General features: G+C 63.0%; 20 protein-coding genes. 11 read left to right on the top strand and 9 right to left on the bottom strand.

The features are described 5' to 3' along the window. From XalbCFBP2523_RS08275 to XalbCFBP2523_RS16345, 4 genes are all read right to left on the bottom strand, one after another. Positions 1-1,056 carry a glycosyl hydrolase family 18 protein gene (locus tag XalbCFBP2523_RS08275; RefSeq protein ID WP_045766070.1) on the bottom strand — a complete coding sequence of 352 codons (1,056 nt, stop codon included), beginning with the start codon at positions 1,054-1,056 and terminating at the stop codon, positions 1-3. Next, positions 1,053-2,747 carry an alpha-L-fucosidase gene (locus XalbCFBP2523_RS08270; RefSeq protein ID WP_045766069.1) on the bottom strand — a complete coding sequence of 565 codons (1,695 nt, stop codon included), beginning with the start codon at positions 2,745-2,747 and terminating at the stop codon, positions 1,053-1,055. The genes XalbCFBP2523_RS08275 and XalbCFBP2523_RS08270 overlap by 4 nt, the downstream gene beginning before the upstream one ends. A 98-nt stretch (positions 2,748-2,845) precedes the next feature. Continuing rightward, on the bottom strand, positions 2,846-5,506 hold the full coding sequence (locus XalbCFBP2523_RS08265; RefSeq protein ID WP_045766068.1) for a TonB-dependent receptor: 2,661 nt from the start codon (positions 5,504-5,506) through the stop codon (positions 2,846-2,848). A 603-nt stretch (positions 5,507-6,109) separates the two neighbouring features. Further along, complete coding sequence (locus tag XalbCFBP2523_RS16345) at positions 6,110-6,331, bottom strand: hypothetical protein (RefSeq protein WP_146084064.1); 222 nt, start codon at positions 6,329-6,331, stop codon at positions 6,110-6,112. Between the two features lie 102 nt (positions 6,332-6,433). Here XalbCFBP2523_RS16345 and XalbCFBP2523_RS08260 point away from each other — a divergent pair, with 102 nt between their 5' ends. Beyond that, positions 6,434-7,456 carry a glucokinase family protein gene (locus XalbCFBP2523_RS08260; protein WP_045766067.1) on the top strand — a complete coding sequence of 341 codons (1,023 nt, stop codon included), beginning with the start codon at positions 6,434-6,436 and terminating at the stop codon, positions 7,454-7,456. A 219-nt stretch (positions 7,457-7,675) separates the two neighbouring features. On the opposite strand, the gene XalbCFBP2523_RS08255 is transcribed toward XalbCFBP2523_RS08260, so the two are convergent. From XalbCFBP2523_RS08255 to bioA, 3 genes are all read right to left on the bottom strand, one after another. Then, complete coding sequence (locus XalbCFBP2523_RS08255; protein WP_407070983.1) at positions 7,676-10,231, bottom strand: TonB-dependent receptor; 2,556 nt, start codon at positions 10,229-10,231, stop codon at positions 7,676-7,678. Positions 10,232-10,687: 456 nt separating this feature from the next. Next, a complete protein-coding gene (locus tag XalbCFBP2523_RS08245; protein WP_045766065.1) occupies positions 10,688-11,419 on the bottom strand; it encodes a 16S rRNA (uracil(1498)-N(3))-methyltransferase in 732 nt (243 codons plus the stop codon). Continuing rightward, entirely contained in the window at positions 11,410-12,801 is a 1,392-nt protein-coding gene (bioA, locus tag XalbCFBP2523_RS08240; RefSeq protein WP_045766064.1) for an adenosylmethionine--8-amino-7-oxononanoate transaminase, read from the bottom strand. The genes XalbCFBP2523_RS08245 and bioA overlap by 10 nt, the downstream gene beginning before the upstream one ends. A gap of 74 nt (positions 12,802-12,875) precedes the next feature. Between bioA and nudE the strand changes: the two genes are divergently transcribed. From nudE to XalbCFBP2523_RS08200, 9 genes are all read left to right on the top strand, one after another. After that, positions 12,876-13,430, top strand: a complete 555-nt coding sequence (gene nudE, locus XalbCFBP2523_RS08235) for an ADP compounds hydrolase NudE (protein ID WP_045760883.1) — start codon at positions 12,876-12,878, stop codon at positions 13,428-13,430. Next, a complete protein-coding gene (gene cysQ, locus XalbCFBP2523_RS08230) occupies positions 13,427-14,227 on the top strand; it encodes a 3'(2'),5'-bisphosphate nucleotidase CysQ (protein WP_045766063.1) in 801 nt (266 codons plus the stop codon). Before nudE ends, cysQ begins: the two co-directional genes overlap by 4 nt. A gap of 118 nt (positions 14,228-14,345) precedes the next feature. Next, positions 14,346-15,167 carry a nucleoside triphosphate pyrophosphohydrolase gene (gene mazG / locus XalbCFBP2523_RS08225; protein WP_230599108.1) on the top strand — a complete coding sequence of 274 codons (822 nt, stop codon included), beginning with the start codon at positions 14,346-14,348 and terminating at the stop codon, positions 15,165-15,167. Positions 15,168-15,594: 427 nt separating this feature from the next. Continuing rightward, positions 15,595-16,560: an SPFH domain-containing protein gene (locus XalbCFBP2523_RS08220; RefSeq protein ID WP_045766781.1), complete on the top strand. Its 966-nt coding sequence runs from the start codon at positions 15,595-15,597 to the stop codon at positions 16,558-16,560. Between the two features lie 3 nt (positions 16,561-16,563). After that, on the top strand, positions 16,564-16,995 hold the full coding sequence (locus XalbCFBP2523_RS08215; RefSeq protein WP_045766061.1) for an NfeD family protein: 432 nt from the start codon (positions 16,564-16,566) through the stop codon (positions 16,993-16,995). 262 nt (positions 16,996-17,257) lie between these two features. After that, a complete protein-coding gene (gcvT, locus tag XalbCFBP2523_RS08210) occupies positions 17,258-18,364 on the top strand; it encodes a glycine cleavage system aminomethyltransferase GcvT (RefSeq protein WP_045766060.1) in 1,107 nt (368 codons plus the stop codon). A gap of 100 nt (positions 18,365-18,464) precedes the next feature. Beyond that, the gene (gene gcvH / locus XalbCFBP2523_RS08205; protein WP_012916687.1) at positions 18,465-18,860 is read left to right on the top strand and encodes a glycine cleavage system protein GcvH; all 396 of its coding nucleotides are present in this window, start codon (positions 18,465-18,467) and stop codon (positions 18,858-18,860) included. A gap of 627 nt (positions 18,861-19,487) precedes the next feature. Continuing rightward, positions 19,488-19,730: a hypothetical protein gene (locus tag XalbCFBP2523_RS16340; protein ID WP_146084063.1), complete on the top strand. Its 243-nt coding sequence runs from the start codon at positions 19,488-19,490 to the stop codon at positions 19,728-19,730. A 264-nt stretch (positions 19,731-19,994) separates the two neighbouring features. Further along, positions 19,995-20,474 (top strand): hypothetical protein, encoded by a 480-nt coding sequence (locus XalbCFBP2523_RS08200; protein WP_045766059.1) that lies wholly within the window; start codon positions 19,995-19,997, stop codon positions 20,472-20,474. 502 nt (positions 20,475-20,976) lie between these two features. On the opposite strand, the gene XalbCFBP2523_RS08195 is transcribed toward XalbCFBP2523_RS08200, so the two are convergent. Both XalbCFBP2523_RS08195 and XalbCFBP2523_RS08190 read right to left on the bottom strand, forming a co-directional pair. Further along, positions 20,977-22,365, bottom strand: a complete 1,389-nt coding sequence (locus tag XalbCFBP2523_RS08195; RefSeq protein WP_012916683.1) for a serine hydrolase domain-containing protein — start codon at positions 22,363-22,365, stop codon at positions 20,977-20,979. Positions 22,366-22,721: 356 nt separating this feature from the next. Then, positions 22,722-24,320 (bottom strand): GMC family oxidoreductase, encoded by a 1,599-nt coding sequence (locus XalbCFBP2523_RS08190; protein WP_045766058.1) that lies wholly within the window; start codon positions 24,318-24,320, stop codon positions 22,722-22,724. Positions 24,321-24,556: 236 nt separating this feature from the next. Here XalbCFBP2523_RS08190 and XalbCFBP2523_RS08185 point away from each other — a divergent pair, with 236 nt between their 5' ends. Continuing rightward, positions 24,557-24,910, top strand: a complete 354-nt coding sequence (locus tag XalbCFBP2523_RS08185) for a DUF1304 domain-containing protein (protein WP_012916681.1) — start codon at positions 24,557-24,559, stop codon at positions 24,908-24,910. Positions 24,911-25,061: the final 151 nt, after the last annotated feature.

The raw sequence follows: 25,061 nt of genomic DNA, 5'->3' as shown, positions 1-25,061 counted from the left end.
TCAGCGCGATGCAGCCGGTAGCTCGTCCCAGACCTTGGGGTCTTCGGCGCCCAGCACCCAGCAACTGAAGCCTTCCAGGCCATATTGCTTGGTCAGGTCGTAGCGTGCGCGGAAGCTGCGTGCGTCCGGGCGGAACACCCACTCGCGCATGTCGTCGCGGTAGAAGTAGAACCACGATTCCTGCTCCACCGGATCCCATTGCACGGTGGCGTTCTGTTCGATCGCCAGCGGGAAGGATTCGTCGGCGTCGATGTAATCGGCGGTGATGTTGGAGGCTTCGGTGCCGTCGGCCTTGACCGGGTCGCCGGTATACCAGCGGTAGCCGTAGGTGGCGATGCCCAGCGACAGCTTTTCCTTCGGCACCTGGGTCAGCGCGTACTCCAGGTGTTTCTTGATCCACGGCATGCCGTCCACCGGACCGGGCGTGGTCCAGCGGGTGTGCTGGTCGTAGGTCATCAGGCTGATCAGGTCTGCCGACGCGCTCAGTGCCTTTAGATCGTAGGCACCACGCCAGTATTCCCACATCCACTTGGCGAAGCGTCCGCCCTCGGCGTAGCCCGGCGCGTTCGGCACCACCGCCACCGACATCTTGAAGCCGGCCTTGTGCAGTGCCTCGGCGGTCTGCTTGACCATCAGCGAGTAGGCATCGCGGTCGGTCCAGGCGATGCTCTCGAAATCGAACTGGAAGCCGTCATAACCGTGTTTTTTCCCTTGGACCAGCAGCGCGGCGATCATGCGCTTTTTCGCATCCTCGTCGTGCAGCAGCTTGTGGAAGCCATCGCGGCCTGCGGTCATCGACAGGATCGGCATCACCCGCAGTTTGTGCTGCTTGGCGATGTCGTACAGGTACAGGTTGGGCGTGCCGTTGACCAGTCCGCTCTGGTCCACGCCGTACCAGGTCGGCACGACCACGTCGATCTTGTCGAGGTGGGCCAGGAACGCGTTGGTCGATTTCTGCGTGCTCATCAGATAGAACAACGCGGTCGGATTCTTGGCCATGGCCGGAGAGCAGACCAGGGCCAGGGCGAACAGCAGCCCTGCGAAGCGTTTCATCATCGGGAGGTATCCGTTGGCGGGGTGAGGGAGGGGAGATCGATGCGGAAGACGTAGGCGTGCTCGCCCACCGGTTTGGTCGGCAGACGCAGGTGCAGACCGTCGGCGCGTTGTTCGAATGGCACCGGCTTGCCGTTGGCCAGCAGGGTCACGCCGCGTACGTGGTCGGCCGGGGTCAACGAGCGGATCACTGCCTTGCCGTCGGCCGGCCAGCCCAGTTCGATCGCATACAGCGCGCCATGGCCGGTGGTGAAGCGGAAATCCTTGGCGGTGTAGGGCTTGGTCTTGGTGTCCTGAAAGGTGCCGCCGACCACTTCGGTCGGGCCTTCGCCGTAGGTGCGCCAGGGTCGGCTGGCGTAGATGGCCTCGCCGTTGGTCTTGAGCCAGGTGCCGATCGACAGCAGGATGTCGCGCTCGCTGTCGGGGATCGAGCCATCGGCGCGCGGGCCGATGTTGAGCATCAGGTTGCCGTTTTTGCTGACCACGTCCACGAGCATGTGCACGATGAACGTGGGGGTCTTGTAGGTGTCGTGGTCGATATAGCCCCACGAGGCGTTGCTGACCGAGGTGTCGGTCTGCCAGTGGGTGGGGTGGATGCCGGTGAGTTGGCCGCGCTCGATGTCCAGTGTGCCAGCGCCCTCGGGGAACGCGCCGATTTTATAGTTCACCACCACGCCACCCTTGGCGGCGCCGTGGTTGTAGTAGTACGCCAGCATCGTCGGCAGGGTGCCGCGGAAGATCGGGTGTGCGATCCACCAGTCGAAATAGATCAGGTCCGGGTCGTAACGGTCGATCAGCTCGGTGGTGCGTGCCAGCCAGTCGTCCAGCCACGCTTGCGAGACCGGGGTCCAGTCGTTCTGTACGTCGGCGTCGTCCTTGCCGGCCAGGCGCACCTGTGCCGGGCCGTACAGGCCGGCATAGCGCGGATCGTTGACGTCCGAATCGAAATGGCGCCCGCCGTCGAAGAACCAGTCGTGTTCGGCACGGTGCGAGGACAGGCCGAAATGCATGCCTTGGGCGCGGATCGCCTTGGACAGCGCGCCGATCACGTCGCGCTTGGGGCCCATCTTGGTCGCGGTCCAGTCCGATAGTTGCGAGTCGTACATCGCGAAGCCGTCGTGGTGTTCGGCCACCGGCACCACATAGCGTGCCCCGGAATCGCGGAACAGCGTGGCCCAGGCCTGCGGATCGAACTTGGACGCGGTGAACAGCGGGATCAAATCCTTGTAGCCGAAGCGCGATTGCGGGCCGTATGTTTCCCGGTGGTGGGCATATTCCTTGGTGTCTTGCAGGTACATGTTGCGCGAGTACCACTCGCTGCCAAAGGCTGGCACCGAGAACACGCCCCAGTGGATGAAGATGCCGAACTTGGCGTCGTCGTACCAGGACGGCGAACGGTAGTGTTTCAGCGAGGTCCAGTCGGGCCGGAAGCTGCCGCTGCGCGCGCCGGTTGCGGCCTCGCGCACCAGTCGAGCGCGTTCGGGCGCGTATTTGGCGGTGGCGTGCAGCCACTGCTGGTCGATCTGTTCCGGGCTGAGGGTGGTGGCGGTCGGCGCGGTCGGCGACGGCGCATCCGCGGCGCTGCTGGGCAAGGCGGCCAGCGCGAGCATCAGGGCCATTGCACTGGCCAAGCGCTGGCGTGCAGTTCCGGCGTGGCGGGATCGGTCCGCGCGCAGGCGGGTCTCGGACGTCATGGCACTGCACTCCTGCGTAAAAGACGATGTCGGCGCAACAATACGCAGACAAAGAAAAGCGCGCCACCGTGGAGGAACGGTGGCGCGCCGTTGTTACATCAGAACTTGAAGTTCAGCTGTGCCTGGTAGCCACGGCCGTTCTTGTACATGCCGATCGGCGCGTACTTGACCTCGTTGTACCAGTAGTACGTGGAGTCGAGCAGGTTGGTCGCGCTGAAGCTCAAGCTCAACTGGTCGTTGATCTGATACGAAGCGGTCAGATCCAGTTGCTTGTACGCGTCGGCGAATACCTGCGAATTCAGACGACCGACCTGGGTGAAGTACTTGGTGCGATAGCTGTAGTTCAGGCGCACCATCCACGGACCGTTTTCCCAGTAGGGAATCACGTTGTAGGTGTTCCGCGACAGGTAAGGCATGTTCAAGCCCTTGCTTGTGTTGGCTTCGGCGTAGGTGTAGTTCGCCTGCAGGCCGAAGCCGTAGCCGAACGCCTGCTGGTAGTTCAGCGACGCGCCCTTGACCTTGGCGTTGGAGGCATTCACCGGCGAACTCACCGAGTACAGGCCGCTCACCCCGGAGACCGCGTCGGTCAGCTGCTGATTCGTGGTGGTGGTGACGATGTACGAACTGATGTCGCGGTAGAACAGTTCCGTCGACAGCATGCTGGACGGGGCGAAATACCACTCGGCAGCCAGGTCGTAGTTGGTCGACTCGTACGGTTTCAGGTCCGGGTTACCACCGCTGGCGGTCAAGTTGCCGTTGCTGCTGTTGATGGTGAACGAGCCGGCCAGATCGCCGTAGCGCGGACGCGCCATGACTTTGGCCACGGAGAAGCGCAGCACCTTGTCCTGATCCAGGTCATAAGCCAGGTTGAGGCTCGGCAGCGGCTTGTAGTACTGCTTGGTCGCCTGTGTCTGGTTGTAGGTGTTGCCGCCATCGCTGCTCTGCCAGTACAGCGACTTGTCCTTGGTGTCCACATAACGAAGGCCCAGGTTGCCGCGCCACGCACCCGATTCGAAGTTCAGCTGCGCGTACAGGTCGCTGGTGATTTCCTTGACGTCGAACGAGGAGCCGTAGTCGGTCTTGTACGGACCCTGCGGCAGTGAGTGCAGGTAGTTGATGACCGAATTGAGGTTGGCGGTCGACCAATTGGTCAGGTCGCCGCTTGCGCCCAGGCCGTCGTACAGGCCGCTCGGCGTGGTGCCGGGCCTGAAGTCGGTCAACGACACCGGGTTGGTGGTGTTGATACGGTTGCCGCGCGCATCGACGCCGTTGTCGTGGTTGATGTACTTGTAGCCGACCTGCAGCTTGTTCAGCGGGCCCCAATCGAGGTCGCGTGCCGCGTCGAACTGGAAGTACTTCTCCTTGTCCGTGCTCCGGGCATAGTAGATGCCGCCAGCCTGCATCGCAGATTTGTTGGTGGAGCCAGGTGCCAGGCCCGCAGGTGAGCCGACCAGGCCCCAGTTCGACGCGCTGGGGTCGTCGTAGTTGACGCTGGTGTGCTTGCCGTCGTACGCGAAGTTGTAGCCGCCATTCTGCAGCAGGTACTTCATCAGGTATTCGGGATCCTTGCCGCCGGTTGCCTCGGTGGCACCCACCTGGGAGGTGAACACCCACTTGTCGCCATAGAAATCATGGCGCAGATTCAGGCTCTTGGTGGTGACGATGCTCTCACGGTAGTTGGTATCCAACTGCGCGTAGGGCTGTTTGCCGTTGCCGGCGCCGTCGGTGACCGTGGCCTGGGTGATGTAGCCGTTGTTCACCGTGGCGCTGGTGATCTTGTCCTGGTCGCCGCAGCCCGGACAAACGTAGCGCGATTCGCTGAAGTTGTTGTACTTGCCCTTGATGTAGATGCCGGTCAGGTTGAGTTCGTTCTGCTCGTTCGGCTTCCACTGCAATGCGCCCTGCAGACCATTGCGCTCGCGGGTCTGCTGGAAGAAAGCGCTGTTGATACCGACCGGAATCTTGGCGGTGGCAACGTTGCTGCCATCACCCGAAATGCGGGCAGTCGGCGGAATGCCGGCGCCGGTGTTGTAACCGAAGAACTCGATACCCGCGCGGGCCAGGTCCTGCTTGTCGTGGGTGGCGGAGATCAACGCGCCGAAGGTCTCGTCGTCGTTCTTCCAGCTCCACAGCGCCGAGCCGCGCGGATTGCCATCCTTCGAACGGTCGTTGTAGTTGTAGCCGACCGAGCCACGGATGGTGTTCTTCGGCAGGTCCAGCGGCTTGCGGGTGTTCACGATCACGGTGCCGCCGATCGAGCCTTCGTCGATGCGCGCTTCCGGGGTCTTGTAGACCTCCATCAAGCCGATGATTTCCGGCGACAGCAGGGTGTAGTTGAAGGTGCGGCCGCTGGTGTCGGTGGGGTTGCCACCCCAGTCGCCGGAGGCGATGGTCTGGCCGTTGAGCAGCACGCGGTTCAGCGCCGGATCGGTGCCGTTGATGCTGACTTTTTCGCCTTCGCCGAACTGGCGGTCCACGCTGATCCCGGGCAGGTGCGCCAGCGATTCGGCGGCGTTGGTGTCCGGGAACTTGCCGATGTCCTCGGCGCTGATCGCATCGACGATGGAGTTGGCCGAGCGCTTCACCGACTGGCTCTTCTCCAGCGATGCGCGGTAACCGGTGACGGTGATCGCGTCCAATTGCTGGACGCCCTTGGAATCTGCATTGCCGGAAGCGGCAGCTTCTTGCGCAGCGGCGTTACCGGACAGGTACAGCGCGGCCATGATGCTCAGGGCTAAAGTGGTGGTGCGGCTATTCATTGGCTAAACCTCTGGGTGGGTACATGGGCAGTTAAGGTGCCGCCGATGTTCCGGTGGCTGGCCGCTGCCCGGCCTTGTGTATGCGCAGTGCTCTTGCAAGCGCTGCGTGTATCGCAATCTCGATGCGCGTCGTCCGGTTGCTGACGCGAAGTGGCCGGACGGCGGCATCGAGTACGCCGTTCCTTCCTGTATTGCTGCAGCTATAACGACCAAGTTCAGCAAAAATGTAGCGTGGCCCCAGGCGGTGCTCGATCCTCACACTCACACTCACACGCCCGTGCTCGACATGCGGGCAAGAGGCGATGTGGAGTTGGTGGGGAGGCCGGACGCCGCCTCAGCGTGTGCACTGCCACAGGGCACGGGAGGAGCGGCAGTGAGTCGCTGTTGATAGGTTCCCTGAATGTGGCATGTCTTTAAGTTGTAAAACTTGTGTGAGTTGAGTCTGTCGTAGCGCTGACAGCGTTGTCAACATATTGCTCCAGGGTGGCTTTATCGGGATGTACAGGGCGCCATCGACGCTTACTGCGCACACTTCGGAGTGAAGCCTTGATGCACGTCTAGGTCTTTGTCTACAAAAAGAAAATTTGCATCGGGTCGCGTTGATCACGATTGTCGGCGCATAGCGCAGGCTTTGCGGTCGTGACGAAACAGGGGCGATATGCGCGGCAAGAATTTGTGCATTGCGGCGAAATTTTGCGACACGTTGCGGTCTTGGCGATGCACTGCAACGACGGTGCGAAGAGAACTGCCCCAAACCATGTCGCGATGCCCGATCTCCCTTAAAATGCGATTACGAAAGTGGAGTGACAGTTCGGTGAATTCCATCGGGCGAATTCCACCTTGACAACGTTGTCAGTGTGATCGGACACTCAATTGATCACTTTGGCCGAATCGGCAGGCGCCTGCTCTGGCGCAACGGGAGAAGACGTGCCCTCAACCAATTCACAAATGGCAGCGGCTGTGCCGTGTGCCGAACCTTTCATTGCTGCCGATGTCGGCGGAACCCATGTGCGGATCGCACTGGTTGCGCGCGCCACGACCAGCGGTACGGCACCGGCGGTGGAATTGCTGGACTACCGCAAATACCGTTGTGCGGACTATCCGGGCTTGGCCGAGATCATCGGCGAATTCCTGTCCGGCGTGTCCGGCCCCATGCCCACCCGTGGCGTGATCGCCAGCGCCGGCTATGCGTTGGAGGATGGACGGATCATCACCACCAATCTGCCGTGGACGCTGTCGCCGCCGGAAATCCGCGAGCGCCTGGGGATGCAGGCATTGCATTTGGTCAACGATTTCGAAGCGGTGGCGTATGCGGCGGCGTCGATGGATGCCAGCGAAGTGTTGCACCTCACTGGGCCGCGTCGTGCGCAACGCGGTCCGGCACTGGTGATCGGTCCGGGCACCGGGCTCGGCGCTGCGGTGTGGATTCCGACGGGTCGCGGCGCGGTGGTGCTGGCGACCGAGGCCGGGCATGCGGCGCTACCGGCGGGCAGTACGCTGGAGCTGGAGTTGGTGCAGCGCCTGCTGCGCACGCGCGGCTACGTGCATGTGGAACACTTTCTGTCTGGTCCGGGCTTGATCAATCTGTATGGTGCCTTGTGCGAATTGCGTCAGGCCACGCCGGTCCACACCGAGCCGAGTGCGGTCACCGCTGCGGCGCTGGCCGGCGACGATGCGCTGGCGCACGAAGCCTTGTCGACGTTCTGCGGTCTGCTCGGCAGCGTGGTTGGCGATATGGCACTGCTGTACGGAATCCACAGTGGCATCTATCTGGCCGGTGGCTTCCTGCCGCAGATCGCCGATTTCCTCGCTGCCAGTGCGTTCGTCGAGCGTTACTTGAACAAGGGCGCGATGCGTCCGGCGCTGGAACAGATCCCGGTGAAGTTGGTCGAACACGGTCGGCTCGGCGTTATCGGCGCGGCGAATTGGTTCCTGCAGCAGCAAGGATGACCGCCTGCGCAGGCGCATGCCTGTGCTTGCGATGTTGGCCTTTCCCTGCGTTGCCCTCAGTGCACCATATGCAGCGTGGCCGATGGGAACGGTCGATAAGGTTGGCTACTGCGCATGCACTTTCCCGGCATGCCCGACCGATCGTGCGTGTGATGCCGGGCGCGCGGTGCATGCCGCGCGCCATGACGGACCCGTGCATAGCCGCGATGGCGGCCGCGTTTACAGGGTGACGTGCAGGCTTAGCAGATAGCTGCGCCCGTTCTTGTACAGATAGTATGGCTCGCTCGTCTGGCCGGCATAGCTGTAGTAGGTCTCGTTGAGTAGATTGCTCGCCTCCAACTGCAGCTTGATCTTGTCGGTGAACGCGTATCCCACCGAGGCATCGAGTTGGGTGAAGGCATCGGTCATCTGGTTCGCTCCCAGTCGTCCGATCTGGGTGAAGTAGGCCGAGCGCCATCCCAGGGTCACGCGCGCTTCCCAAGGGCCTTTTTCGAAATACGGGCTGAGGTTGTAGCTGTTCTTGGAGTTGTAGGGCAGGTTGTAGTTGCTTTGCGTGTCGGCCTTGGAATAGGTGTAATTGGCTGCTACGCCGAAGCCGCCGCCCAGTTCCTGCTGGTAGCTCAGCGACACGCCCTTGACCTTGGCTGCGCCGGAGTTCTGCGGCAGCGTGACCTCGTAGACGTCCTGGCGATCATAAGTGTTGTTGTGCAGCGGTTGCTGTACCAGTGTTTGCAGGATGTAGTTGGAGATGTTGCGATAGAACAGTTCTCCGGCGAGGACGCTGTTGGGCGCGAAATACCATTCCAGGGATGCGCCGTAGTTGGTCGAGCGGTAGGGGTCCAATGTTGGATTGCCGCTGCTGGCGGTGAGCTTATTGTCGTCGGCATTGATGTACGGCGTGAGGTCGGCGTAGCGCGGACGTGCGATCACCTTGGCCGCTGCCATGCGCAGGATCAACGCATCGGAAAGATCGTAGGCGAAGTTCACAGCGGGCAGCCACTGGCCGTAGGATTTGGCGTAATGCACCGGTGTGTATGCGTTGCCCGCGTATTGGTAGCCGCCGATTGCGTCGCGGGTGTTGACGTAGCGTACGCCGATGTTGCCGCGATAGTTGTAACCGGCGAAATCGGCTTGCAGATAAGCGGCGCGGTTACGCTCGATCACGTCGAACGTGCTGGTGTAGCTGGGGATGAAGGTGTCGCTGCCGGGCAATCCGTCGATATACCCGACCAGCGCGCTCGGACTCTGCCGTGGCCAGTGGCGCATGTCGTCGCTGACCGACAGCCCGTCCAGGTAATCGCTTGGCGTAGTGCCGCCGTACAGAGCGCTCAGCGTGGTCGCGGGGTCGGCGGGGAAACTGTCGTAGTAGGAGGTCTGCGCGGTGCGGTGCCGCGTTGCTTTCACTCCGGTACGTAGTTTGGTGATCGGTCCCCAATCCACGTCGTGGTCGAAGTCGAGCTGTGCGTAGCGTTCCTTGTCCAGGTTCGGATAGCGGTTGACCGTGCCGCCGATCACCGACATTGTCTGAAGGTCCGAGGGCGGCACCGCATAGTCGACGCTGACGTGGCGGTGGTCGATGGCGTAGTCGTAGCCGCCTTTGCCACGCAAGGTCAGCCCATAGATGCGATCCGCGCCGCCGGTCGAGCGCGTTGCGCCTGCCTGGCTCGACAGATTCCAGCCGTCGCCGTGCCAGTCGCCGCGCAAGGTGTTGCTGCTGGTCTTGACCGAGGTGTTGCGCACATACGAGTCCAGGATGGTGTCGGTGTTGTCGCCGTAGGCGCCCGAGGTGGCCACGCCATCGACCACGTTCAGGGCGGTGGCGCTGGACGGAACGACATTGGCGAAGCGGCTTTGGTTGATATTGTTGAAAACTTCATCGACGTACAGGCCGGTGTAGCTCAGTTCGAACGTGTCGCTGGGCTTCCATTGCACGGCGCCGGTGACGCCATCGCGCTTGCGCGTCTGCGTGAACAATGCGCTGTTGATCGCACTCGGATACACGCCTTGCTTGCCGTTGGCGACCGCATCGGGAAAACCTGCGCCTTGAATGTTGCTGTAGCCGAAGATCTCCACGCCATCGCGACGCAGCATGCGCTCGGAATGCATCACCGAACCGAGCACGCCGAATGTGTCGTCGGCGCTCTTCCAGTTGTACAGCAACGAAGCGTTCGGTTTGCCCTTTTCGGAGCGGTCGTTGTAGCCGTAGCTGACGTTGCCGGTCAGCAGGTTCCGTTCTAGTTCCAGCGGCTTGCGTGTGTGCACGATCACGGTGCCGCCGAGGCTGCCCTCGTCGATGCTGGCCTGCGGGCTCTTGTACACCTCGGCGTTGCCGATGACTTCCGGTGCCAGCAGCGAGTAGTTGAACGAGCGGCTGTCGGGGTTGTTCGGGTCGCCGCCCCAACTGGTGGAGGCGATGCTCTGGCCGTTGAGCAGGATACGGTTCAGGGCCGGATCTGTGCCGAGGATCGAGACCTTCTCGCCTTCGCCGAACTGGCGGTCGACGCTGACGCCGGGTAGATGCGATAACGATTCGGCGACGTTGGCCGCGGGGAACTTGCCGACGTCCTCGGCCGAGATCGCGTCCACGATCGCATCGGCGTTGCGCTTGATGTTGAGCGATTTTTGCAGGCTGGCGCGATAACCGGTCACCTTGATCGCATCCAGTTCCTTGGTCGGTGGCGCGGCGGTGGCGTCGCCGCTGTTGGCCGGTGGTGCAGAGGCATCCTGGGCGAGCGCAGCGGGAACGGCGAGCAGGGTGGCAAGGGCAAGGGCCAAGGGAGCGGGGTGAACATGGTTCAAAGCGGCGTTCTCCGAATAGTGCAACAGGACGCATGAGATGCGCCGGGACGGCGGACGAATCGACAGCGCGGGCAGCGTCATGTGCAGGGGCGTGACCGACGGTGGCGGCCGCGATGCGGTCAGCGGCGAGTCGCGTGTGCGACCGCTGCATGATGATGTGCAGCAGCGCGTACGTCGGTGTGCAGCGAGGCGCCGTTGTTGCGGTCGATTCCTTGGCCTGTTCCACCCGCGTGAACCGGATGCATCCCGCGTGCTGGTTCAGATGGCAGTGACTGTGTCGCGCCTGTTCTTGGTTGTCAACGCATGTGCGGCGCAGTGGGACGAAATGAAAAAGCGTTGATTCCACCCGTGAATCTGCGGTTTTTCTCCGTCGTGCGGGATATGCCGATAGTGTGCCGGATTAGCGATGTCTACAAGATTGTATGCGTTGACTCACAAATCGCCGCCGTGTGCTTGCAAGGCCGCGATCGCCGCCAGGCTGGCGGTTTCGGTGCGCAGGATGCGCGGGCCCAGACGCAGGCCGAGGAAACCGGCGGTTTCCAGCGTGGTGCGATCACGTGGCGACCAACCGCCCTCCGGGCCGATCGCGATGGTGACCGTGTTGCCGATGAAATCCAGTGTTCGCAGGCGCTGTTCGCCCTGTGGATCCAAGATAAGGCGACATGGACTGTCCGCGGCGGCGCGCGCGGCATCGGCCAGCGCCAGCGGTGCGCTCAGCGCTGGAACTCGGGCGCGGCCGGATTGTTCGCAGGCCGACACCACCACGCTGCGCCAGTGTGCGACGCGTTTGTCTGTTCGCGTCGCATCCAGCTTCACTTCGGTGCGCTCGGCCCAGATCGGTACGATCGCGGACACGCCGAGTTCGGTCGCCTTTTGCAGGATCAGATCCATCTTCTCGCCACGTGCCACGCCTTGCAGCAGCGTGATCGCCAGTGACGATTCGTTGTCGACCGGACGTGCCACGCCGATGCGTGCGCTGGCGCCACGCTTGCCGGTCGGCAGCAGTTCGGCGTCGTAGTCGCAGCCATTGCCGTTGAACAGCACGCAGCGGTCACCTTCGCGTAACCGCAGTACTCGCAGTAGATGCCCCGCGACATCTTCCGGCAGGGCCACTTCGGCTCCGGTGTGCAGTGGCAGATTCACATGGCAGCGGGTCAGGCGCATGCCACGGCCTCATCGATCGCCGCCAGCGTGATTTCGGCCAGAAGCGCCAGTTGCGTTGCGTCCACACAATACGGCGGCATCCAGTACAGCACGTCGCCCAGCGGACGCAGCACCACGCCACGCCGCAACGCGGCGCGGTAGGCGTGCAGGCCCACGCGCTCGGATGCGTCGAATGGGGTGCGCTTGTCGCCGTTGCGGGTGAGTTCGAACGCGACCACCATCCCTGCCTGGCGCACATCGGCCACATGCGGATGCTCGGCGAACGGCGCCGACAGCGCGCGCAGGGTGTCGGCGGTGCTGCGGTTGCGCGCGATCACATCGTCCTCGCGCAGGATCCGCAGCGACGCCAGCGCCGCTGCGCAGGCCAGCGGGTTGCCGGTGTAGCTGTGCGAATGCAGGAAAGCGCGTTCGCGGCTGTCGTCGAGGAAGGCATCGTATAGATGCTGGGTCGCCAGGACCGCCGATAAGGGCAGGAAGCCGCCGGTCAGGCCCTTGGACAGGCACAATAGATCCGGCATCACGCCGGCCTGTTCGCAGGCGAATAAGGTGCCGGTGCGACCGAAGCCGGTGGCGATTTCATCGGCGATCAGGAACGCGCCATGCGCATCGCACAGCGCGCGCGCGCGGCGCAGGTACGCCGGGTCATGCATGCGCATGCCACCGGCGCATTGCAGCCGCGGTTCCAGAATCACCGCGCAGATTTCGCCTGGATGGCGTTCGAACAGCGCGGCCAGTGCGTCGGCGGCGACATCGGCGCGTTCGCGTGCGGTCTGTCCCGGCGCGGCCAGGTAGGCATCGGGCGAGGGCGCGAACAGCGCTTCGGCGAGCAGCGGGGCGTACACCCGCCGGTATAGCGGGATGTCGCCGACCGCCAGGGCCCCGATGGTCTCGCCGTGGTAGCCGTTCTCCAGGGCGACGAAGCGGGTGCGCTTGGGTTCGCCACGGTTCTGGAAATAGTGAAACGCCATCTTCAGCGCCACTTCCACGCCGGCCGAGCCATTGTCGGCGTAGAACACCTTGGCCAGCGGTGCGCGGCCATCCTGGCGCGGGGCCAGAGCGAGCAGTTGTTCGGCCAGCAGCACCGCCGGTTCATGGCTGAAACCGGCCAGCATCACGTGTTCCAACTGCGTGGCCTGGGCGGCGATCGCGGCGGCGATACGTGGTTCGCTGTGGCCGAACAGGTTGGTCCACCAACTGCTCACCGCATCCAGGTAGTGGCGACCGCCGTGGTCGATCAACCAGGCGCCTTCGCCGCGTGCGATCGGGAGCAGCGGTAGCGTGTCGGGATGCTCGCGCATCTGTGTGCATGGGTGCCAGAGGACCGACAGGTCGCGCTTGCGCCACGCGTCGGTCGTCTGTGCTGCGGTCAGGTCTGTTAGCATCTCGCGCTCATGAACAGGTTCTTCGCTCTGCGCATTCTATCGATCGACGCCCTGGTACGTCGCAGGGTGCCGGCATGACCCGTCCGTTGCCGATCATTCACGCGCGCCGCGAACGCAGCGCGTCCGACGTGGAGCGTCGGGTCGAGGAACTGGATCTGGAGTTCAGTAACGGCGAGCGCCGGGTGTTCCACCGGCTCCAGGCTCCCGGCCATGGTGCGGTGGTGGTGGTGCCGATGCTGGACCCGCAGACCGTGCTGCTCGTGCGCGAATATGCCGCTGGCGTACACCGTTACGAACTTGGTTTGGTCAAGGGCCGCATCGATGCCGGCGAAACGCCGTTGCAGGCAGCCGACCGCGAGCTCAAGGAAGAGGCCGGCTACGGCGCGCGGCAGTTGCGCGTGTTGCGCGCGATGACGCTTGCGCCGACCTACATGACTCACCAATCGTGGCTGGTGCTGGCCCAAGAGCTCTATCCCGAGAAACTGGCTGGCGACGAGCCGGAAGAATTGGAAGTGGTGCCGTGGAAGCTCGCTGAACTGGATCGTTTGATGCTGCGCGAGGATTTTTCCGAAGGGCGTTCGCTGGCGGCGTTGTTCATCGCCCGCGAGTGGCTGGGGCGTGCCCAATGATCCCTCTGAGCAGCAATCTGCGCGAGAACGTCATCGCCATCGCCTGCGATGCCGCCGCGGCAATCATGCAAATCTACGCCACCGGTTTCGAGGTCGAGCATAAGGCCGACGCCAGTCCCCTGACCCAGGCCGATCTGGCGGCGCATCAACTCATTGTCCAAAGCTTGGAGCGGTTGACCCCGGACTTGCCGGTGCTATCGGAGGAATCGGCGCAGATCCCGTGGGACGTGCGCCAGCAATGGACGACATATTGGTTGGTGGATCCGCTCGATGGCACCCGCGAATTCGTCAAGCGCAACGGCGAGTTCAGCGTCAACATCGCCCTGATCCATCGGGGGGTGCCGGTGTTCGGTGTGATCCAGGCGCCGGTGGATGGTCGCCTCTGGCATGCGGTGCATGGTGAGCAGGCGTACCGCCGCGATGGCCTGCGCGACACCGCACTGAACACGCGGCGGCCGGCGGCAGCTCCGCTGCGGGTGGCGGCGAGCCGTTCGCACCGCGATCCGCGCACCGACGCGCTGCTGCAACGGATGGGCGAGATCGAACTGGTCGGGCAGGGTTCCTCGCTGAAATTCTGCCGCCTTGCCGATGGCGAATTGGATGTGTACCCGCGTTTCGGGCCGACCTCGGAATGGGATACCGCAGCCGGTCAATGTGTGCTGCAAGCTGCCGGCGGAGTGCTGTTGGCTGCCGACACCGGCAAACCGTTCCGTTACAACCGGCGCGATTGCCTGCTCAATGGCGACTTTATTGCGCTTGGCGATCCCGCCCTGTCTTGGCGCGAATGGCAGGGCTGAGCGGGACGCGATGCGACGCGAGGCCATAAAACATCCGCGACGCGCCGGAATGGTGCTCTGCCATATCTGCCAAACTAGACGCTAGACGGCAGCGGTGCCGTCGCATCGGATTCCACCCGTGCCCCCTGCCCGTGACGACCTTTCCGCTCTGCTCGATATCATGGCGCGCCTGCGCGATCCGGCGCAGGGCTGTCCGTGGGATCTGCAGCAGGATTTCGCCAGTATCGCTGCCTACACCATCGAAGAGGCCTACGAAGTTGCCGACGCGATCGATCGCCAGGACCTGGCGGGGCTGAAGGACGAACTCGGCGACCTCTTATTGCAGGTGGTCTTCCATGCACAGATGGCGCACGAGCAGGGAGCGTTCGGCTTCGACGCGGTGGTCGCGGCGATCTGCGACAAGATGGTGCGCCGTCACCCGCATGTGTTCGGCGACAGTCCGGTGGCCAATGCGGCGGAGCAGACGCGACGTTGGGAGCAGATCAAGCGCGCCGAGCGCGCGGCCGCCGGCGAACCCGACACCTCGGCGCTGGCCGGGATCGCCCGTGGCCTGCCCGAATGGCAGCGCGCGTTGAAACTGCAGACGCGTGCGGCACGCATCGGTTTCGATTGGCCGGGGCCGGAGGCGGTTCTGGACAAGGTGCGCGAGGAAATGGAAGAAGTACGTGCGGAACTGGCGCACGCCGCGACCGAGGATCATCAGGCGCGCCTGCAGGACGAGATCGGCGACTTGCTGTTCGTCTGTGTCCACTTGGCGCGGCACGCGCAGATCGATCCCGGTGCGGCGCTGCGTCATGCCAACCTCAAGTTCGAGCGCCGTTTTCGCGCGATGGAGCGGTTGGCGCAGCAGGATGGCACCGTGCTCGACGGCCTGTCCCCGCAGCGACAGGAGGCGTACTGGCAGGCGGCAAAGCGCGAGGAGCGCGACCCGGAGCAATAGCGCGATTGCGCTGCACCGCGGCGAATGCGGTTGACCCGCGGCGCTTGCCGAGCAGAGCGTATGCATTGCTTCGGTGGTGTTCGCGGGTTCTACCGGTGGTCGGCGTGCGAACACGGCGGTCGGTTGTTGCCGCGCTTGCATGGCGGGGGTGGTCTGGCGGTGTCGCTGACGGTCCTGCCGTGGATCTGCGCTGGTCAGTCGGGTTGACTGTGCGCGGGGGCCGCTATGCGTCGATGGCGATGCCAGGGTCGATCACGGCATTCTTTAACCCGTCGGTGACATGGCCTCATCCGCTGGGCTCGCTCGCCAGCGACGCAGGAATGTGCGAGTACATCTCGCCGAAGTGTTGCGCTGCGCGACCGGCGGGCATGCGCTCTGGCGCTCGCTATACTGATGGTTCGATCCTCTCTGGTTAATGGAGCAACCGATGTCGTCCACGTATTTTTTTGCCTTTCTCCTTCTGTTCGTCGGTGTGATCGCGGTGTTCAAGACCGTGCGTATGGTGCCGCAGGGGTTTCAATGGACGGTGGAGCGCTTCGGTCGCTATACCCACACCCTGTCGCCGGGTCTGCATTTTCTGTTTCCGTTGGTCTATGGCGTGGGGCGCAAGGTCAACATGATGGAGCAGGTGCTGGACGTGCCCAGCCAGGACGTCATCACCAAGGACAACGCGGTCGTGTGCGTGGACGGCGTCGTGTTCTTCCAGGTGCTGGACGCGGCCAAGGCCGCCTATGAGGTGGCCAATCTGGAAATCGCCACCATCGCGCTGGTGCAGACCAATATCCGCACGGTGATCGGCTCGATGGACCTAGACGAGTCGCTGAGTCAGCGCGAGACGATCAACGCGCAACTGCTGAACGTGGTCGATCACGCCACCAACCCGTGGGGGATCAAGGTCACCCGTATCGAGATCCGCGATATCCAGCCGCCGCGCGATCTGGTCGATGCGATGGCGCGGCAGATGAAGGCCGAGCGCGAGAAGCGCGCGCAGATTTTGGAGGCCGAGGGCTCGCGGCAGTCGGAGATCCTGCGTGCCGATGGGCAAAAGCAGGCCGCGGTATTGGAGGCCGAAGGTCGCAAAGAGTCGGCGTTCCGCGACGCGGAGGCGCGCGAACGGCTGGCCGAGGCCGAGGCGCGCGCGACCGAGATGGTGTCCAAGGCGATCGCCGAGGGCGACGTGCAGGCGATCAACTACTTCATCGCGCAGAAATATGTGGAAGCGTTCAAGGAACTGGCCACCGCTCCGAACCAGAAGTTCGTGCTGATGCCGATGGAGTCCAGTGGCATCATCGGCTCCATCGCTGGCATCGCTGAACTGGCGCGCGAGGCGTTGAACAAGCAGGTGACCTCGCCAACAACGGTACCGCATGCGCCACCGCGCAGCGGAGGCTGAGTCATGCGCCTGGAGTGCATGGCCTGGGGAGCGTTGACCTTGCTGCTGTTCGGGATCGAGGTGCTGGTGCCCGGCGCCTTCATGTTATGGATGGGGTTGGCCGCGGCCGTCGTGTTCCTTGCCGTACTGGTCGTGCCCGGCATGCCGTTGCTGCTGCAGATCGGTGCGTTCGTGGTGCTGAGCTTTGCCGCGATGCAGGTGTACCGCACCTGGTTTCGTGCGCGTGGTCGCGGCAGCGACCGGCCGCTGCTCAATCGTCGCGCCGAGCAGTTGATCGGCCGGTGGGTGACGTTGGATCAGCCGATCCAGGGCGGTCGCGGTCGTGCCAAGGTCGACGATGCCTTCTGGGTCGTCGGCGGTCCCGACCTGCCGGCGGGCAGTGCGGTGCGCATCGTCGGCGTGGATGGGATGACGTTGCTGGTGCGGGCGGATTGAGGTCTGCGACCGGCGATTTTCGTAAAGGCGTGATGCGTCCACTTTTGCTGGAGGAGCGAGCGGCGTTCGCGCTGACGCATTACTAATAAGGAGTCATGGTGGAATCGCTCCTGTGCGCAGTGCCATGTCAGGCCGAGGCACGGCTGCTCCGAACGGTTGGCCACGTTCACTGTCGCATCGCTTCTGCTTCGGTCATCGGTGGCGCGTCCCGCGCCCCTCCCCATTTCGCGATAATGGGGCACTTTTCTCACGGACCCATGCCATGACCCAGAAGACCATCCTCAACGACAGCCATCGCGCCCTCGGTGCCAAGATGGTCGACTTCGGCGGCTGGGACATGCCGATCCATTACGGTTCGCAGATCGACGAGCACCATCAGGTCCGCCGCGACGCCGGCATGTTTGACGTCAGCCACATGACGGTGGTCGATTTGCATGGTGAGCAGGTCCGCGCGTTCTTGCGCCATCTGCTGGCCAACTCGGTGGACAAGCTGAAGGTGCCGGGCAAGGCGCTGTACACCTGCATGCTCAATCCACAGGGCGGGGTGATCGACGACTTGATCGTGTATTACATGTCCGATGCCTTCTTCCGCCTTGTGGTCAACGCGGCCACGCGGGTCAATGACCTGGCCTGGATCGGCGCTCAGGCGCAGGCGTTCGGGGTACAGGTGCGCGAGCGCGACGACTTTGCGATGGTCGCGGTGCAGGGGCCGAACGCACGTGCCAAGGTGATCGGCCTGTTGCGCGAAGGCGACCGCGCCGTGGCCGAGAAATTGACCCGTTTCGCTGCGGTCGAGGTGGTCTCGCGCGAAGGTGTGCCGTTGTTCGTGGCGCGAACCGGCTACACCGGCGAGGATGGTTTCGAGATCGTGTTGCCGCAGCAACAGGCGCCGGCGTTCTGGGCGGCGCTGCTCAGTGCAGGTGTCGCACCGGCGGGCCTGGGCGCGCGCGACACGCTGCGTCTGGAAGCCGGAATGAATCTGTATGGTCAGGACATGGACGAGCGCGTCTCGCCATACGAAGCGGGATTAGCCTGGACCGTTGCGCTCGACGAGGGCCGCGCTTTCGTCGGTCGCGAGGTGCTGGAGGCGCAGAAGGCCGGCGGTGCGCCGCGACAGATGATCGGCGTGGTGATGGACGAAAAGGGCGTGTTGCGCCACGGGCAGAAAGTGCTGACCGCGCAGGGCGAGGGCGAAATCCTGTCTGGTACCTTCTCGCCCACGCTGGGCAAGGCGATCGCATTCGCGCGGGTACCGGCGGGCGAGCCGGGTGCGGTGCGGGTGGATATCCGTGGCAAGGGCGTGCCGGTGCGGGTGGTTAAGTTCCCGTTCGTGCGGGAAGGCCAGGTCCAGCCCGGCGTACTGGGTTGAGGTGCGCTTGCCGCCGTGTGTTGTACGACTTCTTCCCAACCTGCGCGGTTCGCTACACTAGCCTTCCACCCTTGATACCGTCTTCTTCCGGAGCAGCTTTATGAGCGAGATCCCTGGCGACCTCAAATTCCTCAAGTCCCATGAATGGGCGCGCGTCGAAGGTAATGGTCGCGTCACCATCGGCATCTCCGACCATGCGCAGAGCCTGCTCGGCGATTTGGTCTACGTCGAACTGCCTAACGTCGGCGATCAGATTGAGGCCGGTAACGGCGTGGCCGTGGTCGAGTCGGTCAAGGCCGCCTCGGATGTTTACAGTCCGTTGAGCGGTCGGGTGGTCGAGGTCAACACTGCACTCAGCGACAAGCCGGAGACGATCAACGAGGATGCTTATGGCGAGGGCTGGATCTTGGTGTTGGAGTTGGACGACGCGGAGCAGTTGAACGACCTGCTGTCACCGGACGAATACGCCGAGCTGCTTGAGGAAGACGGCCACTGAGCTTTCCGCTGTCTCGCGACACCCGAACCGGCCGCCCAGTGCGGCCGGTTTTTTTTGGCGTTGGCCTGCTTGCATCCTGCCTGTGCCCTGTCCATTCATCGTCGCAGCCGTAGTGCGAAGCGTGCATCCGGGCGATGTCGTTCTCAGGATGGCGCGTGCGATTGAACGGTGTGCCGGTTTCGGTGTGCGCATAGTGTCGGTGGCGTCAGTTTATTGGCGTTAGTTCCGTCGCCCACGACGATGTCAGGTAGATGGCTTGCGCGTGTGATCGCCGATATCGGTCGAGACTGGATGTGGACTGTTGAACGTGCGGAACATTGCTCGATTGGCGCGCTGCAGACAGCGGCGATGCGTTCGACTTCAGTGCATGGCGTGCGTTGTTCTGGCCAATTGAGTGGTGACGGATGGTGTCGTCGTGACCTAATGCGTGCATGCCATCGGTCTTGCCGGATACCACCACGACCGACCTCGTCGATGTCTGCAGGAGGCCGACAGACGGCAAGAAAGTTCGCGCAATTTTGCGCATTTGGGCGTGTTGGATCCAAAAATTGCATGTGGCGTCGAAATTTTTTTCAGCTGGCGGACAGGCTCGGGTGTGCGCATCGCATCCTCGCTTCCGGGTCTCGCATGCGTGCCGATGATCAGCCTGCGATGATGCGATTTTGCAAAAAACCTCGGAAATTTTCGGGTTTTTCTTCAGGCCTAGAGTTGAGTGGATGCGCCGCCCATGGCGCCGACGGCGATGTCATCGCGATCGATGTGGCGTGCCTCCGCGCCGCACGGCACATCTTTTTGAAAAAAATTTGCGCGGAAGTGTTGACAGTAAAAAAAACCGTGATTAGGTTTCGCTCAGCAGACGTTGCTGTGTAACCGAGTGAATCGGATCGACATCAAAGCGCAAAGCACAACTTGGACATCCGCCACAGAACCGACGATGGTGGAGTTGGGGTCGCTTCCCCCCGAGAAATGCAACGTCTTCCCTGGCAAAGCACCCGTATCGACATTCGGTACGGGTGTTTCTGTATCCGGTCCGGCTCGTAGCGCGAGCCGGTGGGTCATGCAGGCAGATCATCGCCGCGTGTTTGCTTTAACTGGGCGTTTTCAATCCATAGTTCACTGACGAGGAGCCATCTCATGGCCACGAAGAAAGCTGCGAAAAAACCGGCCGCCAAGAAAGCGGTCAAAAAGACTGCTGCCAAGAAACCGGCAGCGAAGAAGGTTGCGGTAAAGAAGGCGGTCAAGAAGGCCGCCAAAAAGGTGGCAAAGAAGGTCGCCAAGGTAAAGAAGGCAGCCAAGAAGGTTGCCGCCAAGAAGACGGTGAAGAAGGCCGCCAAGAAGAAGACCGCTCCTAAGAAGGCAGTGAAGAAGGCCGCAAAGAAGGCAGTCAAGAAGACCGCCAAGAAGGGTGCTGCCAAGAAGACGGTGAAGAAGGCCGCGAAGAAGGTTGGCGCCAAGAAGACCGCTGCCAAGAAGACGGTGAAGAAGTCGGCAGCCAAGAAGCCGGCCGCGAAGAAGGCCACCGCCAAGAAGACTGTGGCGAAGAAGAAGCCGGTCGTCCGCAAGAAGAAGGCCGCTCCGGTCGCGCTGCCGGCGACGCCTGCACCGCTGATCTGATTTATCCCGATAGCCGTTCCTAAGCTCTCTCCCCGGTGCCCAGCGGGGAGGGAGCTTTTTTATTGTGGTAACCCTCTGTTCTGTTGCGATCGGCTCAACGTACTGCGCCCATGGCGTGGCATCGGCTGTCGGCGCAACGATGCTCTCGCCTGCGAAGGGAATGTCGGTTGGCGAATGCGCTCAGTGCGCGGTTGTTAGCTGCTGATCGCAGCGCAATGTTTCCATCGGATCCCGCCTCTTGTGCCCACAGCCTCTTGCCCATCGGTCACGGCGTTTGTTGTAGCGTGTCCACGCATCAGTAATCTTTTCCAAGCCAGTGGCTCGGTGTCATGCCGGCGCCCTCGCATGCGTGGCGCGAGCGGTTGGCGCGCGCGCGAATGGCGGGTGTCCCGCTTCGGGATCTTGCGGGGCAATGTGTGGCCGCCGCCATTGGGTGTATAGGCGTTGGATAGCAAGAAGGCGGCTTGCGCCGCCTTCCGCGATAACTCAATCGTGTTTTCGGTCAGTGTGGCGAAGCAACCGAGGTGGACGAAGACACGCCCTTCTTCTCCTTCGGGTCTGCATGCTCGGTCAGCAGATTGTCGCTGCCGAAGTCGGTGTCTATATCCAACCAGCGCTGCGCCGGTAGCCCGATTGCCCGATCAATGACGGTCGGCAGCAGGCCTGAGGGGAGGCCGCTTTCGCCGTTCCATAGGATCACGACGCCCAGGTCGCGTTCCGGCAACAGCGCGATCAGGCCGCGATAACCCTGCACCGCACCGGCATGGAACATCACCTGGTGTCCGGAATAATCCAGCACGCGCCAGCCCAGCGCATAGCTGGCCGAGTTGACACGGGCGTGGCGCCAACCCGAGCGCATTTCGCCGGGGGTGGGGATGAGCGGGGCATGCAGCGTTGCCAGGAGCGGCGCAGGCAATACGTCAGGACGGTGTCCGGTCTGGGCGATCAGCCACTGCGCCATGTCGCTGATGCTGGCATTGACGCCTGCCGCCGGTGCCAGCCGGTAGTAATTAGGCTTGGGCATCAGCGACACCCAGCCGTTACGATTGCGCACGTGCGGGTGCGCCCAGCGCGGGCTGGATTGGATGCCTGCCAAGCCCAGGCTGGCGTCGTTCATGCCCAGCGGTTTGAAGATGCGGCGCTCCACTAACTGTTCGTAGAAGGTGCCGGATGCGGCGAACACCACGTCGCCGATCAGACTGAAGGCGACGTTCTGGTACGCATAGCATGCGCCCGGTGCGCACTTGAGTGGCGCATAGGCCAGCTTGTGGCTGAGCGTGTAGTAATCGACATTGGATTCGACATCGCCGTCGTAGGCGTTGAAGGTCAGGCCGACACGGTGGCTGAGCAGGTCGGCCACGTTCAACTGGTGCGTGGCGGCCGGATCGCTGAGCTGGAAACCTGGGACATAGTCGACGACCTTGCTATCCCAGCGCAGGATGCCGTCGTTGACGAGCAAGCCGGTCATGGTGCCGGCGAAGGCCTTGGATAGCGAGGCGAGCCGAAACACGGTGTGTGCATCGACCGGTTGGGGGTGGTTGACGTCGGTGACGCCGTAACCGCGTGCGCTGAGGACTTCGCCGTTATGCACGATCGCCATTGCCAGGCCCGGGACGCGTTCGCCATAGGTCAACTGCTCGGCGATTTTTTCCAGGCTCGCGACATCGAAATCCTTGGCCAATGGCAGAGCATGACTCTGCGCCAGCGAGTCGCGATTGGACAGTGGCGCTGTCGGCGAAGAAGGTTGGTGAGCCTGGGGAGAAAGGGGCGGCGGTAACGGTTGCGCGGGTGCCGGAGTTTGTGCGGTGGAGGACATCGCAAGGGGCAACAAGGCCCCGAGCAAACCGATTGCCACCGGTCGAATAAACCGGCGTCTGCTGTTCTGTGTCATTGCGCCTGATGCCTGTGAGGTGCTGCCCGGGTCGATTCTAGCGCTGCTTTTCGCTATTGCACAAACTGAGAGAAGATGAATAGGCATGAGGTTGATCCTGAAGAAAATTTCCCCGCCAAAATGGCGCCTGTGCAGTGTCCCCCGGGCGCTCAGTCAGCAGCCGCGCTGGAAGTGTTGTGCATGCAAGCGTCATGCCGTTCGTCGGTGGCGGCAGGTACCCGTCCTTCTCGGTGAGGCGTGGGCTCGGCTGGGTGATGGCGTGTCGTTGACTGCGATCGCAGGCAGGTTCGCGATCGCCTGTCGCGCTTGGTCCTGGCCGGTGTTGCGCTTGGTTGTGTTGCGGTGCTCTTGACCGCTCAGGCGTCGCGTAGCAGGGGGCGATCGCGGATCATGTCGGCGGCGCGCTCGGCGATCATCATGGTCGGACCGTTGGTGTTGCCGCCGATCAGGTGCGGCATGATCGACGCATCGACCACGCGCAGGCCATCGAGTCCGCGCAGGCGCAGTTGCGGATCGACCACCGCTTGCGCGTCGTTGCCCATCCGGCAGGTGCCGATCGGGTGGTAGATGGTTTCTGCCTTGGCGCGGATGAAGGCGATCAGGCCGGCCTCGTCCAGATCGTCGCGTGCGGGCAACAGTGGTGCGCCACGCATGCTATCGAACGCCGGCTGTTGCAGGATCTGTCGGGATAGACGCGCGCATTCCACCAGCATGCGCAGGTCGAAGCCATCCGGGTCGCTGAGATAGTTCGCCTGTATTCGTGCCGGTGTGCGTGGGTCGGCGTCGTTGAGCATGATGCGGCCGCGGCTACGCGGCTGCAGATGGCAGGCGTGCAGAGTGAAGCCGTCGCCGGGCAGGCGCTTGCGACCGTGGTCCTCGAGCATTGCCGGGACGAAATGCAGTTGGATGTCGGCGCGTGCATCCGTTGCCAAAGGCGAGCGCACGAAGCCGCCAGCTTCGGCGATGTTGCTGCTGCCGACGCCGCGGTGGCCGCGCAGGAAGTAATCGAAAGCGACCTTGAGTTGGTTGCGGCGGTCGTAGCTGATCCCTGGGCGGGTGCGGTACAGCGTGCACACGTCCAGGTGATCCTGCAGGTTGGCACCGACCTGAGGTTGATCCAGGCGCACCGCGATGCCGTGACGTTGCAGTGCATCGGCTGGGCCGATGCCCGAGAGCATCAGCAGCTGAGGGGAATTCACTGCTCCGGCGCTGAGCAGCACCTCGCGCTCGGCGCGCGCCTGTACTTCGCGGCCGTGCTGCGCATAGGCGACACCGACCACGCGCGTGCCCTCGATCAGTAACCGTAACACCAGTGCCTCGGTGATCACGTGCATGTTTCGCCGTGCACGCGCCGGCGCCAGGTAGGCGACCGCGGCCGAGCAGCGTGCGCCATCCTTCTGTGTCACTTGGTATAGCCCAACGCCCTGTTGCTGCGGTCCGTTGAAGTCGCTATTGCGCGGGAAGCCGGCTTGCTCGCCAGCGGCGATGAACAGATCCGACAGCCGGTTGTGATAGCGCAGGTCGGACACATGCAGCGGGCCGTCACCGCCGTGCAGCGCATCGCCGCCACGGCTATTGCATTCGCTGCGCCGAAAGTAGGGCAGTACGCCGTGCCAGTCCCAACCCTCGGCGCCATCGGCGGCCCAGTTGTCGTAGTCGGCAGGTATGCCGCGCACGTAGCACATCGCATTGATCGAACTGGAGCCACCCAACACCTTGCCGCGTGGCCACCACAGGCGGCGACCGTTCAAGTTCGGCTCGGCCTCGGTGAGATAGTTCCAGTTGAAGCGAGGATCGCGGGCCAGACGCGCCAAGCCCGCCGGCATGTGGATAAAAGGATTGCGATCGCGTGGTCCTGCTTCGATCAGTAGCACTGTGCAGTTGGGGTCTTCGCTGAGACGATTGGCGAGGACGCAACCTGCCGAACCCGCGCCAATGATGATGTAGTCGTACACCCACAATGCCCCATGTTCAAGAGTACCGACGCTAGTCGCCAAGGATAGAGCATATGCTCGGCGAACAGGTTCTGCGTGTCGTGCAGGGCCGGTATGGTGCATTTGCACCAATAAGGCTGTCGTCTCGTCGCCGTTGCCGTGCGCGCTTCCGCTCGGGGAGCGGTAATTCCGCGACTGGCTGCTTGCCTTAATTGGAGGCTATGCTGGATATTATTTCCGCTGTCTCGGAGCGTGCGATGACCCTGTTGGCGACGGTCTTGGTGGGCGCGGTCTCGTTGTTGCACCTGTACATTCTGGTGCTGGAGATGTTTCTGTGGACGCGCCCGTTGGGGATGAAGGTGTTTCGCAATACGCCTGAAAAAGCCCAGGCGACTCGCGTGCTGGCTGCCAATCAGGGGCTCTACAACGGTTTTCTGGCCGCTGGTTTGGGCTGGGGTGCGGTTGCGCAGCGGGTCGATGTGATGCTGTTCTTCCTCGCTTGCGTGGTGGTGGCCGGTTTTTATGCCGCGTGGAGCGTCAATCGTCGGATTCTGTTCGTGCAGGCGCTGCCTGCGCTGGTGGCCATGGCGATGTTGTTGCTGGCGTCATGAGTGCGGTTGTTGTATCGCGTGCGCGGCGCAGGCTGTGGCTGCCTATTCTTCTGCGGGCACATGTTCCTGTCATCGACCATGTGCGAGTGTTCCCGATGTTGGCGCTCGCGAGACGGACGGTGGACCGAGATCCACCGTCTTGAGGTTGTCT

Source organism: Xanthomonas albilineans (assembly GCF_002939705.1).
In the GTDB taxonomy this organism is placed as follows: domain Bacteria; phylum Pseudomonadota; class Gammaproteobacteria; order Xanthomonadales; family Xanthomonadaceae; genus Xanthomonas_A; species Xanthomonas_A albilineans.
The sequence above is the reverse complement of the archived record's forward strand: the minus strand, read 5'-3'. Positions and strand labels throughout refer to the sequence as shown.

Coding starts and splice junctions, on each gene's coding strand:
- XalbCFBP2523_RS08275 (WP_045766070.1), bottom strand. CDS start 1,056: ATGATGAAACGCTTCGCAGGGCTGCTGTTCGCCCTGGCCCTGGTCTGC.
- XalbCFBP2523_RS08270 (WP_045766069.1), bottom strand. CDS start 2,747: ATGACGTCCGAGACCCGCCTGCGCGCGGACCGATCCCGCCACGCCGGA.
- XalbCFBP2523_RS08265 (WP_045766068.1), bottom strand. CDS start 5,506: ATGAATAGCCGCACCACCACTTTAGCCCTGAGCATCATGGCCGCGCTG.
- XalbCFBP2523_RS16345 (WP_146084064.1), bottom strand. CDS start 6,331: ATGGAATTCACCGAACTGTCACTCCACTTTCGTAATCGCATTTTAAGG.
- XalbCFBP2523_RS08245 (WP_045766065.1), bottom strand. CDS start 11,419: ATGCGCCTGACCCGCTGCCATGTGAATCTGCCACTGCACACCGGAGCC.
- bioA (WP_045766064.1), bottom strand. CDS start 12,801: ATGCTAACAGACCTGACCGCAGCACAGACGACCGACGCGTGGCGCAAG.
- nudE (WP_045760883.1), top strand. CDS start 12,876: ATGACCCGTCCGTTGCCGATCATTCACGCGCGCCGCGAACGCAGCGCG.
- cysQ (WP_045766063.1), top strand. CDS start 13,427: ATGATCCCTCTGAGCAGCAATCTGCGCGAGAACGTCATCGCCATCGCC.
- XalbCFBP2523_RS08220 (WP_045766781.1), top strand. CDS start 15,595: ATGTCGTCCACGTATTTTTTTGCCTTTCTCCTTCTGTTCGTCGGTGTG.
- XalbCFBP2523_RS08215 (WP_045766061.1), top strand. CDS start 16,564: ATGCGCCTGGAGTGCATGGCCTGGGGAGCGTTGACCTTGCTGCTGTTC.
- gcvT (WP_045766060.1), top strand. CDS start 17,258: ATGACCCAGAAGACCATCCTCAACGACAGCCATCGCGCCCTCGGTGCC.
- gcvH (WP_012916687.1), top strand. CDS start 18,465: ATGAGCGAGATCCCTGGCGACCTCAAATTCCTCAAGTCCCATGAATGG.
- XalbCFBP2523_RS16340 (WP_146084063.1), top strand. CDS start 19,488: ATGCGTGCCGATGATCAGCCTGCGATGATGCGATTTTGCAAAAAACCT.
- XalbCFBP2523_RS08200 (WP_045766059.1), top strand. CDS start 19,995: ATGGCCACGAAGAAAGCTGCGAAAAAACCGGCCGCCAAGAAAGCGGTC.
- XalbCFBP2523_RS08195 (WP_012916683.1), bottom strand. CDS start 22,365: ATGACACAGAACAGCAGACGCCGGTTTATTCGACCGGTGGCAATCGGT.
- XalbCFBP2523_RS08185 (WP_012916681.1), top strand. CDS start 24,557: ATGACCCTGTTGGCGACGGTCTTGGTGGGCGCGGTCTCGTTGTTGCAC.